Source organism: Curtobacterium sp. MCPF17_011, from assembly GCF_003234145.1.
Lineage (GTDB): Bacteria > Actinomycetota > Actinomycetes > Actinomycetales > Microbacteriaceae > Curtobacterium.
Genome location: NZ_QKSK01000001.1, coordinates 240,250 through 254,756 on the forward strand (window position 1 = coordinate 240,250; position 14,507 = coordinate 254,756).

The 14,507-nt window shown below is 72.8% G+C and carries 14 protein-coding genes; 8 read left to right on the plus strand and 6 right to left on the minus strand.

The window, feature by feature from the left end; genetic code table 11:
• Positions 1-13 precede the first annotated feature (13 nt).
• Together DEJ25_RS01170 and DEJ25_RS01175 are read right to left on the minus strand one after the other, a co-directional pair.
• A complete protein-coding gene (locus DEJ25_RS01170) occupies positions 14-316 on the minus strand; it encodes a DUF427 domain-containing protein (RefSeq protein WP_110903675.1) in 303 nt (100 codons plus the stop codon).
• 51 nt (positions 317-367) lie between these two features.
• Positions 368-976 carry a hypothetical protein gene (locus DEJ25_RS01175; protein ID WP_111043516.1) on the minus strand — a complete coding sequence of 203 codons (609 nt, stop codon included), beginning with the start codon at positions 974-976 and terminating at the stop codon, positions 368-370.
• Positions 977-1,134: 158 nt separating this feature from the next.
• Here DEJ25_RS01175 and DEJ25_RS01180 point away from each other — a divergent pair, with 158 nt between their 5' ends.
• From DEJ25_RS01180 to DEJ25_RS01195, 4 genes are all read left to right on the plus strand, one after another.
• Entirely contained in the window at positions 1,135-1,767 is a 633-nt protein-coding gene (locus tag DEJ25_RS01180; RefSeq protein WP_111043517.1) for a GNAT family N-acetyltransferase, read from the plus strand.
• 68 nt (positions 1,768-1,835) lie between these two features.
• Positions 1,836-2,309 (plus strand): hypothetical protein, encoded by a 474-nt coding sequence (locus DEJ25_RS01185; RefSeq protein ID WP_111043518.1) that lies wholly within the window; start codon positions 1,836-1,838, stop codon positions 2,307-2,309.
• Positions 2,310-2,325: 16 nt separating this feature from the next.
• Positions 2,326-2,958, plus strand: a complete 633-nt coding sequence (locus DEJ25_RS01190) for a DUF1684 domain-containing protein (protein WP_111043519.1) — start codon at positions 2,326-2,328, stop codon at positions 2,956-2,958.
• 10 nt (positions 2,959-2,968) lie between these two features.
• Complete coding sequence (locus tag DEJ25_RS01195) at positions 2,969-3,328, plus strand: GntR family transcriptional regulator (protein ID WP_111043706.1); 360 nt, start codon at positions 2,969-2,971, stop codon at positions 3,326-3,328.
• Between the two features lie 70 nt (positions 3,329-3,398).
• Here DEJ25_RS01195 and DEJ25_RS01200 read toward each other — a convergent pair whose 3' ends face one another.
• Positions 3,399-4,295, minus strand: coding sequence for an endo alpha-1,4 polygalactosaminidase (locus tag DEJ25_RS01200; protein WP_258366181.1), 897 nt, complete (start codon positions 4,293-4,295; stop codon positions 3,399-3,401).
• Between the two features lie 409 nt (positions 4,296-4,704).
• Here DEJ25_RS01200 and DEJ25_RS01205 point away from each other — a divergent pair, with 409 nt between their 5' ends.
• Positions 4,705-6,348 carry a DEAD/DEAH box helicase gene (locus tag DEJ25_RS01205; protein WP_111043521.1) on the plus strand — a complete coding sequence of 548 codons (1,644 nt, stop codon included), beginning with the start codon at positions 4,705-4,707 and terminating at the stop codon, positions 6,346-6,348.
• Between the two features lie 113 nt (positions 6,349-6,461).
• Positions 6,462-6,662 carry a CsbD family protein gene (locus DEJ25_RS01210; protein ID WP_111043522.1) on the plus strand — a complete coding sequence of 67 codons (201 nt, stop codon included), beginning with the start codon at positions 6,462-6,464 and terminating at the stop codon, positions 6,660-6,662.
• 138 nt (positions 6,663-6,800) lie between these two features.
• Here DEJ25_RS01210 and DEJ25_RS01215 read toward each other — a convergent pair whose 3' ends face one another.
• Positions 6,801-7,355: an NUDIX hydrolase family protein gene (locus DEJ25_RS01215; RefSeq protein ID WP_110903668.1), complete on the minus strand. Its 555-nt coding sequence runs from the start codon at positions 7,353-7,355 to the stop codon at positions 6,801-6,803.
• 154 nt (positions 7,356-7,509) lie between these two features.
• On the minus strand, positions 7,510-8,190 hold the full coding sequence (locus DEJ25_RS01220; RefSeq protein ID WP_111043523.1) for a PadR family transcriptional regulator: 681 nt from the start codon (positions 8,188-8,190) through the stop codon (positions 7,510-7,512).
• A 141-nt stretch (positions 8,191-8,331) separates the two neighbouring features.
• On the opposite strand from DEJ25_RS01220, the gene DEJ25_RS01225 reads away from it, so the two are divergent.
• Positions 8,332-13,080: an ATP-dependent helicase gene (locus DEJ25_RS01225; protein WP_111043707.1), complete on the plus strand. Its 4,749-nt coding sequence runs from the start codon at positions 8,332-8,334 to the stop codon at positions 13,078-13,080.
• Positions 13,081-13,088: 8 nt separating this feature from the next.
• On the plus strand, positions 13,089-13,868 hold the full coding sequence (locus DEJ25_RS01230; protein ID WP_110903666.1) for an Fpg/Nei family DNA glycosylase: 780 nt from the start codon (positions 13,089-13,091) through the stop codon (positions 13,866-13,868).
• Positions 13,869-13,917: 49 nt separating this feature from the next.
• Here DEJ25_RS01230 and DEJ25_RS01235 read toward each other — a convergent pair whose 3' ends face one another.
• Entirely contained in the window at positions 13,918-14,436 is a 519-nt protein-coding gene (locus tag DEJ25_RS01235) for a hypothetical protein (RefSeq protein ID WP_110903665.1), read from the minus strand.
• Between the last annotated feature and the right edge of the window lie 71 nt (positions 14,437-14,507).

Below are 14,507 nucleotides of genomic sequence, written 5' to 3' on the forward strand. Positions count from 1 at the left end.
CGGCCGCGGGTGCTCACTCGGAGACCTCGACGTCCTTCCAGAACGCCACGTACCCGCTGTAGTCCTTGCCGACGCGGTCGAACGACGTCGGGATCGGCTCTGGGTAGGACCACGCGTTGTCGACGTGCTGCTGCCCGTCGACGGTCACGGTCCAGTACTGCGTGTCGCCCTTCCACGGGCAGTGGTACTGGGTGGGGCTCTCGCTGAAGAGCTCGGTCTTCACGCTCGCCGGCGGGAAGTACCAGTTGCCCTCGATCTGGATGAGGTCCGTCTCCGGGGCCTCCGCGATGACGGTGTCACCGATCAGTGCCTGCATGGCTCACTCCTCGTTCTTCGCCGTCGGTGGGACGGCGGTCGAACCGGGACGTTACGCCCGCTCGGTGGACGGCCGCAGCGTGACCAGCTCCGGGCCCACGGCGAGCGCCGCGTGGACACGCTCGACACCGAGCACGTCCGCCGACTCGGATGCGGTCACCAGGTGTCTCACCGCCCGCCGGAGGCCCGTCCACGCCGCGCAGGCCGCCGCGGCCTCGGGTGAGGTGTGGTCGATCCCGGTGGTCACGAGGGCGTCGATCACGGCCCCCGCCGCGAGCAGGTCCTCGACCGCGAACTCCGGCACCGCGGGCACCTCGGGGAACTCGCCGGCGTCGTCCGCCGCACCGCCGCCGACGGGCTCATCGAGGTGACCGGCAGCAACGACCGCCACGACACAGCGGCCGCCGCGGTCGGCCTGGAGGCGCAGCACCCGTTCCGCGACGGTCGTCACGTTCCCCAAGTGGCCGAGCACGACCTCCGGCCCGACCGGCAGCAGCGTGAGGGGCGCGTGGTGTCCGTCCGGTCCCGGTGCCGCTGCTGCTGCTGGGGTCGGGAGGACGTCGACCCAGACGAGGAGGTGCGCGTCCGCGGCGATCCGTGCCGCTCCCGCCGCACCCCAGCCGAACCGGACCTGGTACCTCCGCTGCCCTCGTTCCTGCACCCTGACACGATACCGAGACGCGAGCGGGTGCCCACCGTCTCGTCCCGGGTGCACGGCGGTCGCTGGATGCACCGTGCATGCGGTGTGTGTCGTGCACACGGGATGTGATGGCCCGCACGCAGCCTGGGTGTGGGCGCCGGCCGGTACGATCCGATGCCATGGAGACCGACCCCGCGCCCACCCTCACCGGCGACCGCGTCACGCTCGAGCCCCTGTCGCTCGAGCACGCGGACGACCTCCGGGCAGCGGTCGCGGACGGGGACCTCTGGCGCGCCTGGTACACGTCCGTCCCCGCGCCGTCGCAGGTCGACACCGAGATCGATCGACGCCTGTCCGAGCAGGCCGCCGGCCGGATGGTGCCCTTCGCCGTGCGGGACCGCCCGACCGGCCGGGTCGTCGGCGCCACCACGTTCCTCAACCTCGACCGTGAGAACCGCCGGGTCGAGGTCGGGGCGACCTTCCTCGCCGCGTCGTCGCAGCGCACCGGCATCAACACCGAGGCGAAGCTGCTGCTGCTCTCGCACGCGTTCGAGACGTGGCAGTGCATCGCCGTCGAGTTCCGGACGCACTGGCACAACACCCGGTCCCGTGCGGCGATCAGCGGGCTCGGCGCGAAGCAGGACGGGGTCATCCGGAACCACTCGATCGGGCGGGACGGCAGCATGCGCGACACCGTGGTGTTCTCCGTCATCCAGTCGGAGTGGCCGACCGTGCGGCTGTCGTTGTCTGAACGTCTGCGCAGCCACGACCGGGCGGAGGGCGCGCGACGCCGCTCGGCTCGTCACGCCTGAACCCGGGCCCGCCCCTCGCCGCGAAGGCGCGCTGCCGCACCCCAGCCCGTCCGCGTAGCGTCCACCGCATGCACGTCGGTCTCCGCATCGTCCTGGACGCTCCCGTCGACGCCGTCCGGAACGCCCTCCTCCGGCCGTCCGTGATGGTCGCCGTCACGAAGCCGTTCCTCGTCTACCGCTCGCTCGACCCCGCCGGGTTCCCCGAGCACTGGACCCCGCACGAGCCGCATCCGATCAGCGCGTCGACGTTCGGCCTGGTGCCGAGTGGGTCGAGCCACGTCGACATCGACCTGCACCAGACCGACGGGGTCCCGGTCCAGGTCGACCGCGGTGGTGGCACGAGCGGCCTGTTCGCCCGGATGGACATGCGGCACCGGATGGCCGTCTCCGCGCTCCCCGACGGCCGGACCCTGTTCCGCGACCGCCTGACCTACGGCACGCGCCCCGCGCTCCTCGGCGTCGCGCTCTGGCCCGGCATGTGGGTCATCTGGCAGTGGCGGGCGTTCCGGATGCGCGCACTCGCCCCCAGCTGGCGGGCGTGAGCGTACGCTCGACGACGTGCCCCAGACGGAGACCGCCGACCGCGTCCGCACCGCCCTCGCCACCGCCGACTGGCGTCGCGACACGTTCGACCTCTTCCGCCGGGTCCGGGCCACGCCCGAGCCCGAGGCGGCGCACACGCTGTGGCGCGAGGGGCGCGACGCGATGTTCGCCGGACACCCGGCCAGTCCGCTGCTCCCCGAGGACGCCGCCGGGTTCACCTCGCTGCCCTTCCCGGCGTACGACCCGGCCTGGCGCTTCCACGTCCGGATCGAGGAGGCCGAGCCACGGGTGCTCGACGTCGAGACCGGCACCGACGGCATCGTGCACTTCGACCGACTCGGCGTGGTGCAGGTCCCCGGCGTGGGCTCGCTCGACGTCTGGGAGCACGGCGGGTACGCGGGCGGGCTGTTCGTCCCCGTGAAGGACGCGAGCGCCGGCAAGCCGGGCGGCACGTACGGCGGCGGGCGCTACCTCATCGACACCATCAAGGGCTCCGACCTGGGTGGCGATGACGGCGAGCTGGTCCTCGACTTCAACTTCGCGTACAACCCGTCGTGCGCGTACGACCCGGCGTGGGCGTGCCCGCTCGCGCCTCCCGGCAACACCCTGCCCGTGGCGGTCCCCGTCGGCGAGCGGTACGGCTCCTAGGGTGGACCGCATGTCGGGATTCGTCGCGATCGACGCCGGTGGCCGCGTGCCGCCCTTCGAGCAGGTGCGCTCGCAGCTCGCAGCCCAGATCGCCGCTGGGTACCTGGTCGACGGAGAGCGCCTGCCCAGCGTCCGCGGACTGGCCGCCGAACTCGGGCTCGCCGCCGGGACGGTCGCGAAGGCCTACCAGCTGCTCGAGGAAGCGGGGCTCGTGCAGACCGCGCGCGGGGCGGGGACCCGGGTGGTGCGCCCCGCCGCCGTCCCCGAGTCGGTGACGCACGCCGCGGCCGCCCTGGTCGCGGTCGCCCGCGAGGCCGGTCTGTCGGCTGACCAGACGGCGGCCGCGTTGCACGACGCCTGGCCCGTGTAGGCCCGCACACCACCGCATCCGCGCTGGACACGAGGCCTTCCCGGGGCGCCCGGACCCCGACCGGGTCCGCTCAGCAGTGGCGGAAGACGTACCCGTCCTCGCCGGCGGCGACGAGTTCCCGGTCGCGGAGGATCGTCATCCGCGGGCGGTCGGTCATCGCGCAGACAGCGGACCACTTCCCCTGCAGCGTGTCCGCGTACTCGACGTCGATCACCCGCGCCCCGTACACGTCCGTGTAGGCGGCGCACTCGTCGTACTGCACGCACTCCTCGGCGACGGCGAAGTCGAACCCCGTGCGCTCCCGTCCGGAGACGCCGAGTTGCGGGGTGTTCTTCTGCGCGGCGGCCAGGCCGTGCTGGTGGGCGACCCGGACGAGCGACGTCGCCAGTGCGAGGTTCCCCGAGCGGGTCAGACGTCCACCGGAGCGGGTCCACGAGTCCAGGTTGTCGAACTCGACGGCGTCGAACCCGCGGTCGGCGCACCGGGCGATCGACCGCGTCGACACCGAGGTGATCGTGGCCCGGGCGCTCGCGGTCCGGGTGTCCAGGATGAGCTCGTCCGGCCAGCCCGGGTCGATGACGGGCTTGCCGGCCGCCGTGCGGAGGACCGCACCGGGGTGCTCGGACAGCCAGGAGGCCCGGTCCTCCGGCTGCGTCTGGAAGCCGTTGACGTAACAGATGCCGTAGGTGCCGGCGGCGGGCTTCGCGGTGCTGTCGCGCTCGACGATCGTCACCCCGGCGGGTGGTGTGTACGACCCGCCGAGCTGGTAGTCGGGGATGCCGCCGGTGGGCAGTGCACGTGCGGCGACGTCGACACCGGCGGTCGCGCCTCCCGTCCCGGCGTCATCGACGGTGTGCTGCGCGCCAGGGGCGGTGCCCGTGGGTCCCGCGCCGGCGGCACAGCCCGTCAGGCCGGTGACGGCGACTGCGAGCAGGGCGGTGGTGACGAGGGACCTGCGGGAGAGCACGAGGCATCCTCGCACGTCGCCGTGACCCGCTCGTGCCACCGTGCAGGAGGCCGCATCGCCACGCTCGCCGCGAACACCCCTCCCGTTCCGACGCCCGAGCCCGCTATGCTGGGACCACTCGAGGCACCGATCGCCTCGTGCGTCGTACGGACGCCCCCGAAACCTCCCGGTGTCCCGCACGAGTCCACGTGACTCCCGCGGAACCGACACCGATGTGTATCGTGCACCACCCTCGCCCCGGAACCCGTCCGGTGGCGCAGATCCCGGTGCCAGGCTCTCTGCTGCGGCGACAGCACCCGCACTCCAGCGCCGACGTCCTCCCGGACGTGGACCGCTGAGCGGATGCGCTCCCGCCCGCGCCGGCCTCGACCGCGCGCCCTTCCGGCCCTCACGGGCCCGAGAGGTCACCATGACCACCCAGAACACCACCCAGAACACCACCCAGAGTGCTGACAGCACCGACGTCCGGTTCGCCGACCTCGGTGTCCCCACGCCGATGGTCGACGTCCTCGTCGCCCAGGGCAAGGAGAACGCCTTCCCGATCCAGGTCGACACCCTGCCCGACTCCCTCAAGGGCAAGGACGTGCTCGGCCGCGGCCGCACGGGCTCCGGCAAGACGATCGCCTTCGCGATCCCCCTCGCCGCCCGTCTCGCCGCGTCCGCCCGCAGCCGTCGCGCCGGTCGCCCCCGCGCCCTCGTGCTCGCACCGACCCGCGAGCTCGCGACGCAGATCGACGCGACCCTCGCCCCCCTCGCCAAGGCGATGGGCCTGAACACGACGACCATCTTCGGTGGTGTCGGTCAGGGCCGTCAGGTCGAGGCGCTCAACCGCGGCGTCGACATCGTCGTGGCATGCCCGGGCCGCCTTGCGGACCTCATGCAGCAGGGCCACGTGCACCTGGACGCCATCGAGGTCACCGTCCTCGACGAGGCCGACCACATGGCGGACATGGGCTTCCTGCCCGGCGTCACCAAGATCATGCAGGCGACCCCGGTCAAGGGCCAGCGTCTGCTGTTCTCCGCCACGCTCGACAACGGCGTGGACAAGCTCGTCAAGAAGTTCCTGCACGTCCCGGTGATGCACTCGGTCGACGACGAGAACAGCCCGGTCGAGGCGATGACCCACCACCTCTTCGAGGTCGCGGACGCCGACGCCAAGAAGGACCTGGTCAAGGCCCTCGCCTCCGGCACCGGCCGTCGCATCCTCTTCATGCGCACGAAGCACCACGCCAAGCGCCTCGCCAAGCAGCTCTCCAGCCAGGGCATCCCGGCCGTCGACCTGCAGGGCAACCTGTCGCAGGGTGCCCGCGAGCGGAACCTCGCCCGGTTCTCCTCCGGCGACGCCCTGGTCCTCGTCGCGACCGACGTCGCCGCCCGCGGTGTGCACGTCGACGCCGTCGAGCTCGTCGTGCACGTCGACCCGCCGACCGAGCACAAGGCGTACCTGCACCGCTCCGGCCGCACCGCCCGTGCCGGTTCGTCGGGTGACGTCGTCACCGTGACGATGCCTGCCGAGCGTCGCGACGTCGCGCAGATGATGCGTGCCGCCGCGATCAAGGTCACCCCGCAGCACGTCACAGCGACCTCCGCGGCCGTCACCGAGCTCGTCGGCGAGGTCGCCCCGTACCGCGAGGACACCACCCCGGCGCCCCAGCAGCAGCAGCCGCGCCGCCAGTCGTCCGGTGACGCCGCCGGCCAGGGCCGTGGCCGCTCGCGTGGTCGTGGCGCCCCCGCCGGTGGCACCGGTGGCCGGTCGGGAGGCTCGTCCTCCGCCGGTCGTTCCGCCGCCGGCTCCGAGTCGGCCGGTTCCGGCGCACGCCGTGGCGGTCGCGCCGAGGGCACCGGTCGCGACGACCGTCGTGGCGCCTCGGCCGGTCAGCGTGGCGGTGCCCCGCGCCGTGCCGGTTCCGACACCACCCGCGGTGGCTCGGCGTCGGTCTGGTCCTCGGACGGTGGCTACAGCGCCGGCCGTGCCCCGCGTGACGACGCTGCTCCCGCAGGCCGTCGTGGTGGCTCGCGCCGCGCCTCCCGTCCGGCCGGTTCCGGCCGCTGACCCTGGTCCTGAACGCTTCCTCCGAAGCACGCGCATCCCGCGCGTACGGTTCTGGTCACCGGCGGATGTGCGAGCAGCCGTCGGGGAACCATCCGTTGTCGAGAGGAGCGCACATGGCTGGGATCGAAGACATCAAGAACGCCGCTGAGAAGGCGGCTGGCAAGGCCAAGGAAGGCTTCGGCAGCGCCACGGACAACGACCGCCTGAAGGCCGAGGGTCAGACCGACCAGGGCAAGGCCTCGGCCAAGCAGGGCGTCACGGACGTGAAGGACGCGGCCCACGGCGTCGCTGACAGCTTCAAGAACGACAAGTAACCAAGCCGGTCTCGTACCGCGCTGCGAAGCCCCCGGATCCGATCGGATCCGGGGGCTTCGTCGTTCTCGGGCTTCGTCGTTCTCGGGCTTCGTCGTTCTCGGGCTTCATCGTTCTCGGGCCCGGACGCGTCCCGGCGGTCAGTGCAGCGCGCCGACCGAGGCAAGGCCGGCGCGGAGGAGCGTGCCGCGACCGCCCTCCATCTCGTCCGCGACGGCGTCGGACGCGGCCTCCATCGGGCTCATCCAGGTGAGCTCGAGGGCGTCCTGCCGCGGCTCGCACGTCCCGGTGACGGGGACGACGTAGGCCAGGGAGATCGCGTGCTGCCGCTCGTCCGTGTAGACCGAGGCTCCGGGCAGCGGGAAGTACTCGGCGACCGTGAAGGGGTTCGGGCTCGCCGGCAGTTGCGGGAACGCCATCGGCCCGAGGTCCTTCTCGAGGTGGCGGAACAGTGCGGTGCGGATCGACTCGCCGTACATCACCCGGCCGGAGACGAGCGTGCGGGCGATCGAGCCGCTCGGCGACACCCGCAGCAGCACCCCGACCTCGGTCACGACCCCGAGGCCGTCCAGGCGCACCGGTACCGCCTCGACGTAGGTGATCGGGAGACGACGGCGGACGGACGCGAGCTCCTCGTCCGACAGCCAGCCGGAGCCGGAGTCGGGATCGGGATCGGGGGTGCGCAGCGAGGACATGCACCGTTCCTACCAGGCCCGGTCGCGGAAACGGCCCCCGGCGCGGCTTCTGTGGACACCGACCGCTCACGACGAACGGACGGGAGGCCCGTCGCCAGCTGGCAACGGGCCTCCCGTCCGGACTGTGGTGCTGCGGTGCTGTGGTGCGGACCGCTCAGTCGCTGAGGACCTGGAGCAGGTCGCGGCGCAGGCCGTCGATCTTCTCGGTGGCGGCCTTCGTCTGCTCCTCGGTCGCGCTCGTGCGGAACACGTGGACCACGCCCACGAGCTTCCGGAGGGCCTCGAAGAACTCGCGCTGCGAGTCCGGCATGCCGGGCGTGGACTCCCACGCGGCGGCGATCTCGTCGGCCTTGGACTCGGCCTCGGCCCGACCGGCGTCGGTGAGCTCGAACAGGGTCTTCCGGCCGTCGCCCGTGGAGACCACGAGCTCTTCGTCGACGAGCTGCTGGAGCGTCGGGTAGACCGAGCCGGGACTGGGCTTCCAGGCGCCACCGGTGCGCTCGGCGATCGTCTTGATGACGGCGTAACCGTTCTGCGGGCCCTCGGCGAGGAGCCCGAGGATGGCGAGGCGGACGTCGCCGCGGCGACGTCGCTCGCGCCCGGGGCCGAAGCCCGGACCGAAGCCGCCGCCGAACCCCGGGCCGCCGAACCCCGGGCCGCCGAAGCCGGGACCGAAGCCCCGGCCACCGCGGCCGTGTTCGTGGTCACCGTGGTCACGGCCGGGGAACCCGGCACCGTGGTGCTGTCGGGCGCTGCCGAAGCGCGGCCCGCGGGAGCCGCGACCGAAGGGGTCGCGGGGGGACGTGGAACTGTTCTCGTCGTTCATGGGGCGCATGACGACTCCTTTCGTGAAGTTGGTTCGCGATGGGTCCAAGACCGCTCGCGATGCTGTAACGATAGATCGTTGGTGTTCTCGTTGTCAAGCATCGATCCGCATGGCCTCCTGTCGGTGGTCAGGAGCAGGATGGAGCGGACCATGACGGACGTCTTCGAGCGCTTCTCCCCCGCCACCGCCGAGTGGTTCCGAGGGGCCTTCCGCGAACCGACGGCTGCGCAGGCCGGGGCGTGGGACGCCATCTCCACCGGGCAGCACGCTCTGGTCATCGCCCCGACGGGCTCCGGCAAGACCCTGGCTTCGTTCCTGTGGTCGATCGACCGGCTGATCTCGGCGTCGGACACCCCGCCCGCCAAGCAGCGCACCCGGGTGCTCTACGTCTCACCGCTCAAGGCGCTCGGCGTCGACGTCGAGCGGAACCTGCGCTCGCCGCTCGTCGGGATCACCCAGACGGCCAAGCGGCTCGGCCTCGAACCGCCGGACGTCACCGTCGGCGTGCGGAGCGGTGACACCCCCTCGTCCGACCGACAGAAGCTGCTCCGACTGCCACCGGACATCCTCATCACCACGCCCGAGTCCCTCTACCTGATGCTGACGTCGAAGGCGCGCGAGACCCTGGTGAACGTCGACACGGTCATCGTGGACGAGGTGCACGCGGTCGCGGCGTCGAAGCGCGGCGCCCACCTCGCCGTCTCCCTCGAGCGCCTCGACGACCTGCTCGAGAAGCCCGTGCAGCGCATCGGGTTGTCGGCGACGGTCCGCCCCGCCGAAGAGGTCGCCCGGTTCCTCGGCGGTCGAGCTCCCGTGCAGATCATCGCCCCGCCCGCGCAGAAGACCTTCGACCTGCGCGTGGTCGTGCCGGTCGACGACATGACCGAACTCGGCGCACCGCCGGTCGGGGCGGACGCGACCTCCGGGCCGACGAACGGGTCGATCTGGCCGCACGTCGAGGAATCCGTCGTCGACCTGGTCGAACAGCACCGGTCGACGATCGTCTTCGCCAACTCCCGGCGGCTCGCCGAACGGCTGACCGCTCGACTCAACGAGATCCACGAGGAACGGGCCCTGGCCGCAGCCGGCGACGGGGTCCTGGTCCCCGCGGGGGTCGTGCCCGAGGACGACGACCTGCCCGCTGCCCGACCAGCGGCGCGACCGGCCCCGACGCGTCCGCCCGCGCAGTTGATCGGTGGGTCCGGCCAGACCGACGGCGGTGGCTCCGACCGGACCGTCCCGGTGCTCGCCCGTGCGCACCACGGCTCGGTGTCGAAGGACCAGCGCGCGATCATCGAGGACGACCTGAAGTCCGGGCGACTCCGATGTGTGGTGGCCACCAGTTCGCTCGAACTCGGCATCGACATGGGCGAGGTCGACCTCGTCATCCAGGTGGAGGCACCACCCTCGGTGGCGAGCGGCCTGCAACGCGTCGGCCGTGCCGGGCACCAGGTCGGCGAGATCTCGCGCGGCGTGCTCTTCCCGAAGCACCGGGCCGACCTGGTCAACAGCGCCGTGACCGTCGAGCGGATGGTCGCAGGGCAGATCGAGTCGATCTCCGTCCCCGCGAACCCGCTCGACGTCCTCGCGCAGCACACCGTCGCCGCCGGGGCCATCGACACCGTCGACGTCGAGCACTGGTTCGAGCTCGTCCGCCGCAGTGCCCCGTTCAGCAGCCTGCCCCGGTCGGCGTTCGAGGCCACGCTCGACCTGGTCACCGGCCGCTACCCGAGCGACGAGTTCGCCGAACTCCGGCCGCGCCTGGTCTGGGACCGCGTGCACGGCACCCTCACCGGACGTCCCGGGGCCCAGCGCCTGGCGGTGACGAGCGGCGGCACGATCCCGGACCGCGGCATGTTCGGCGTCTTCATGGTCGGTGAACGGGCCTCCCGCGTCGGTGAACTCGACGAGGAGATGGTCTACGAGTCCCGCGTCGGCGACGTCTTCGCCCTCGGTGCCACCAGCTGGCGGATCGAGGAGATCACCCACGACCGGGTCCTGGTCAGCCCCGCGTTCGGACAGCCCGGCCGGGTGCCGTTCTGGAAGGGCGACGGGTTGGGACGACCGGCCGAGCTCGGTCGCGCCACCGGTGCCTTCGTCCGTGAAGTGGAGTCCGCGTCCGACGAGGACGCCCGCAGCCGCGTCGCCGCCGGCGGGCTGGACGAGCGTGCCGTGACGAACCTCATCACCTTCCTCCGCGACCAGCGCGCCGCCACCGGGCACGTGCCGAGCGACACCACGCTCGTCGTCGAGCGCTTCCGCGACGAACTCGGCGACTGGCGGCTCATCCTGCACTCCCCCTACGGCATGACCGTGCACGCGCCATGGGCCCTCGCGGTCGCTGCCCGACTGCGCGAGCGGCACGGGATCGACGGCGGCGCCATGGCCGCGGACGACGGCATCGTCGTGCGGATCCCGGAGACGGACGCCGAGCCTCCCGGGGCGGAACTGTTCGTCTTCGAGCGCGACGACCTCGAGACGATCGTCACCGACGAGGTCGGCGGTTCCGCGCTGTTCGCCGCACGCTTCCGCGAGTGCGCGGCCCGCGCACTCCTGCTCCCCCGCCGTGACCCCGGACGCCGATCACCGCTCTGGCAGCAGCGGCAGCGGGCGTCCCAGCTGCTCGAGGTGGCGCAGAAGTACCCGACGTTCCCGATCCTGCTCGAGACCGTGCGCGAAGTGCTGCAGGACGTGTACGACGTCCCCGCCCTCCTCGGCATCGCGGACGAGATCGCCCGACGACGGATCCGCCTGGTCGAGAGCGAGACCGAGCAGCCCTCGCCCTTCGCCCGCACCCTGCTGTTCGGGTACGTCGCCGCGTTCATGTACGAGGGCGACTCCCCGCTCGCCGAACGCCGGGCCGCCGCACTGTCGCTCGACTCGACCCTGCTCAGCGAACTGCTCGGTCGCGCGGAACTCCGTGAGCTCCTCGACCCGGCCGTCATCGACAGCGTCGAACGCGACCTGCAGCGACTCTCCCCGGACCGCCGCGCCCGCGATGTCGAGGGCATGGTCGACGTGCTGCGGCTCGTCGGTGCGCTGGACCTCGACGAGCTGGTCGACCGGAGCTGGCTGGCCGAGGCCACCGACCGGGCCGACGCCCATGCAACGCTCCGGACGGCGCTCGGAGGACTCGAGCGCGACCGTCGGGTCCTGGCGTTCTCGCACGCCGGGGCCACGCGCTGGGCCGTGATCGAGGACGCCTCCCGGCTCCGCGACGCCCTCGGGGTGCCGCTGCCGATCGGCGTGCCCACCGCCTTCGTCGAGCCGGTCGCGGACCCGCTCGGGGACCTGGTCGGCCGGTACGCCCGCAGCCACGGCCCGTTCGGCGCGCGCGAGGCCGCAACACGCCTCGGCCTCGGCGTCGCCGTCGTGCAGGACACGCTGCGCCGACTGACCGCCGACCGTCGCCTGGTCGAGGGCGAGTTCCGCCCGGACCGCCAGGGCGCCGAGTGGTGCGACTCCGAGGTGCTCCGGCGTATCCGCACGAAGTCGCTCGCGGCACTCCGGCACGAGGTCGAGCCGGTCGCCCCGGACGCTTTGGCCCGCTTCCTGCCCGCCTGGCAGCACGTCCGCGTGCCCGGTGCGCGCGGCGGCCTGCGCGGCATCGACGGCGTGCTGCAGGTCGTCGACCAGCTCTCCGGGGTCGCCCTGCCGGCGAGTTCGTGGGAGTCGCTCGTGCTGCCCTCCCGCGTCTCCGACTACGCCCCGAGCATGCTCGACGAGCTGACCGCCACCGGCGAGGTGCTCTGGTCCGGCGGCGGCACCCTGCCCGGCAACGACGGCTGGGTCCGGCTGCACCTCGCGGAGACCGCCGCGACCACCCTCGCCGAGGCCGCGGGAGACGAGACCACCGAGCTGCAGCGGGACGTCCTCGGCGCCCTCGCCGGCGGCGGCGCGTACTTCTTCCGGCAGCTCGGCCAGGCCGTCGGCAGCACCGACGACTCCGCCCTGACCACCGCGCTGTGGGACCTGGTCTGGGCCGGCCAGATCACCAACGACACGTTCGCGCCACTCCGGGCGATGCTCGGCGGCAAGGCCCGGTCCTCCAGCGCGCCGCGCACCCGCGCCTACCGGGGGCGGCGCCGCCCGACGCTGCCGACGCAGTCCGGTCCGCCGAACGTCGGCGGACGCTGGTCGTTGCTGCCGCTCGCCGAACCCGACGCCACCGTCCGGGCGGCGGCGACCGCCGAACTGCTGTTGGAGCGGTACGGCGTCGTCACCCGTGGTGCCGTCCAGGTCGAGGGCGTCCGGGGCGGCTTCGCCGGGGTCTACCGCGTCCTGGCGAAGTTCGAGGAGTCCGGCCGCGCCCGACGCGGGTACTTCGTCGAGGGGCTCGGCGCCGCGCAGTTCGCCACCGGGCCGACCGTCGACCGCCTCCGCACGTACGCCCGTGACCTGGACGACGAGGAGCGCGCCGACCCCGACCGGGCACGCGAAGCCCTGACGCTGTCCGCCACCGACCCGGCGAACCCCTTCGGTGCGGCCCTGCCATGGCCGCACGACGCCGCAGCGGTCGACCCCGACGACCCCACCGCAGCCGACCCCGCGGCAGCCGGTGTCGGGCCGGTCGCACAGACCAGCGTGAGCACCGCCGCCGCGAAGGGCGGTGCCCGCGGACACCGTCCGGGTCGCAAGGCCGGTGCGCTCGTCGTGCTCGTCGACGGGCGGCTGGCCGTCTACGTCGAGCGCGGCGGCAAGAGCGTGTTGACTTTCACGGAGGACCCGGCCGACCTGGCGGCAGCCGCCACGTCGATCGCGGCGACCGTCCGGAGCGGGCTCGGCAAGCTGTCCGTCGAACGGGTCGACGGGGTCTTCGTGCTCGAGGCCCCGCTCGGCGACGCCCTCCGCACCGCCGGCTTCACCGCCACCCCGCAAGGGCTGCGACTCCGTGCTTGAGGTGGACCGTGCCTGAGGGCGACACCGTCTTCCGCGCCGCGGCACGGCTGCACACCGCGCTGGCCGGCAAGGTCCTCACTCGCAGCGACTTCCGGGTGCCGGCGTTCGCCACGCTCGACCTGGTCGGCCGCACCGTGGACGAAGTCGTCCCGCGCGGCAAGCACCTGCTGCACCGGATCGGCGATCTGACCGTGCACTCGCACCTCAAGATGGAGGGTCGGTGGGACGTCTACGCTCCCGGTGAGCGCTGGCGACGGCCGGCGTTCCAGGCACGGGTCGTCCTCGACGCCGCCGACGTCTCGACCGTGGGCTTCACCCTCGGTGTCCTCGAGGTCGTGCCGCGCGACCGGGAGTCCGAGGTCGTCGGGCACCTCGGACCGGACCTGCTCGGGCCGGACTGGGACCCCGACGTCGCCCTCGCGAACCTCACCGCGGAGCCGGACCGGCCCGTCGGGCTGGCGCTCCTCGACCAGCGGGTGATGGCGGGGCTCGGCAACGTCTACCGGAACGAGCTCTGCTTCCTGCGGGGCGTGCTGCCCACCCGGCCGGTCAGCGAGGTGCGGGACCCGGCGCGGATGGTGACCATGGCCTCCCGGCTGATCGTCGCGAACCGCGACCGGAGCAACCGGGTGACCACGGGCGTCGACCGGCCGGGACAGCGTTTCTGGGTCTACAACCGAGCCGGCAAGCCGTGCCTGCGCTGCGGGACCCGGGTGCGGTCCGGGGATCTGGGCGAGTCGGAACTCACCCTGCGGGACACCTACTGGTGCCCGCGCTGCCAGACCTGAGCCGGGCCGGACGGAGCAGCCCGGTCCGGCCCGGGCCCCCGGCGGTGGGTCAGTGGTCGACGGCCTCGACGATGCAGCTCTGGACCTGCTTCGCGGCGTCCGAGGTCTCGGAGAAGTCGGACGGCGCGGCGGTCGCGGTGCTCTCGTCGGCAACGACGTCCTCGGCGACCTTGTTCACCGGCACGACCATGCCGTCGAAGTCCTCAGCGGTGGGGTCGGACTCGGTGCCGAAGATCGCGACCTCGTCGTCGTTGGGGTCATCGCTCTGGTTCGGGGCGACCGAGACGCCGAGGTACCAGCCGGCATCGCCCTTCGTGACGCTCGCGACGTCCGTGTTGTCGTGCGGCCCCACCGCCTTGTCCACAGCGTCGACGGCAGCGCTCGAGGCGACCTGGCACGGGGCGCTGTTGCGCTGACCCGGGTCCGTGCGGGCGGCGGACTCCTCCGAGCCCGGGACTTTCGCCACGGGGTCGCCGTTCTGGGCGCCGGCGTTCGAGCAGCCGCCGAGCAGCATGCCGATGGTGGCGAGGCCGACGAGGGTGGCAGTGGTCTTCGCGCGCATGGTCATGGCGTGGACGGTAGGCGGACGCAGGTGTGCCGGAGCCCAGGAGTGCGTCCTGTGGCTCCGGCACACCGACT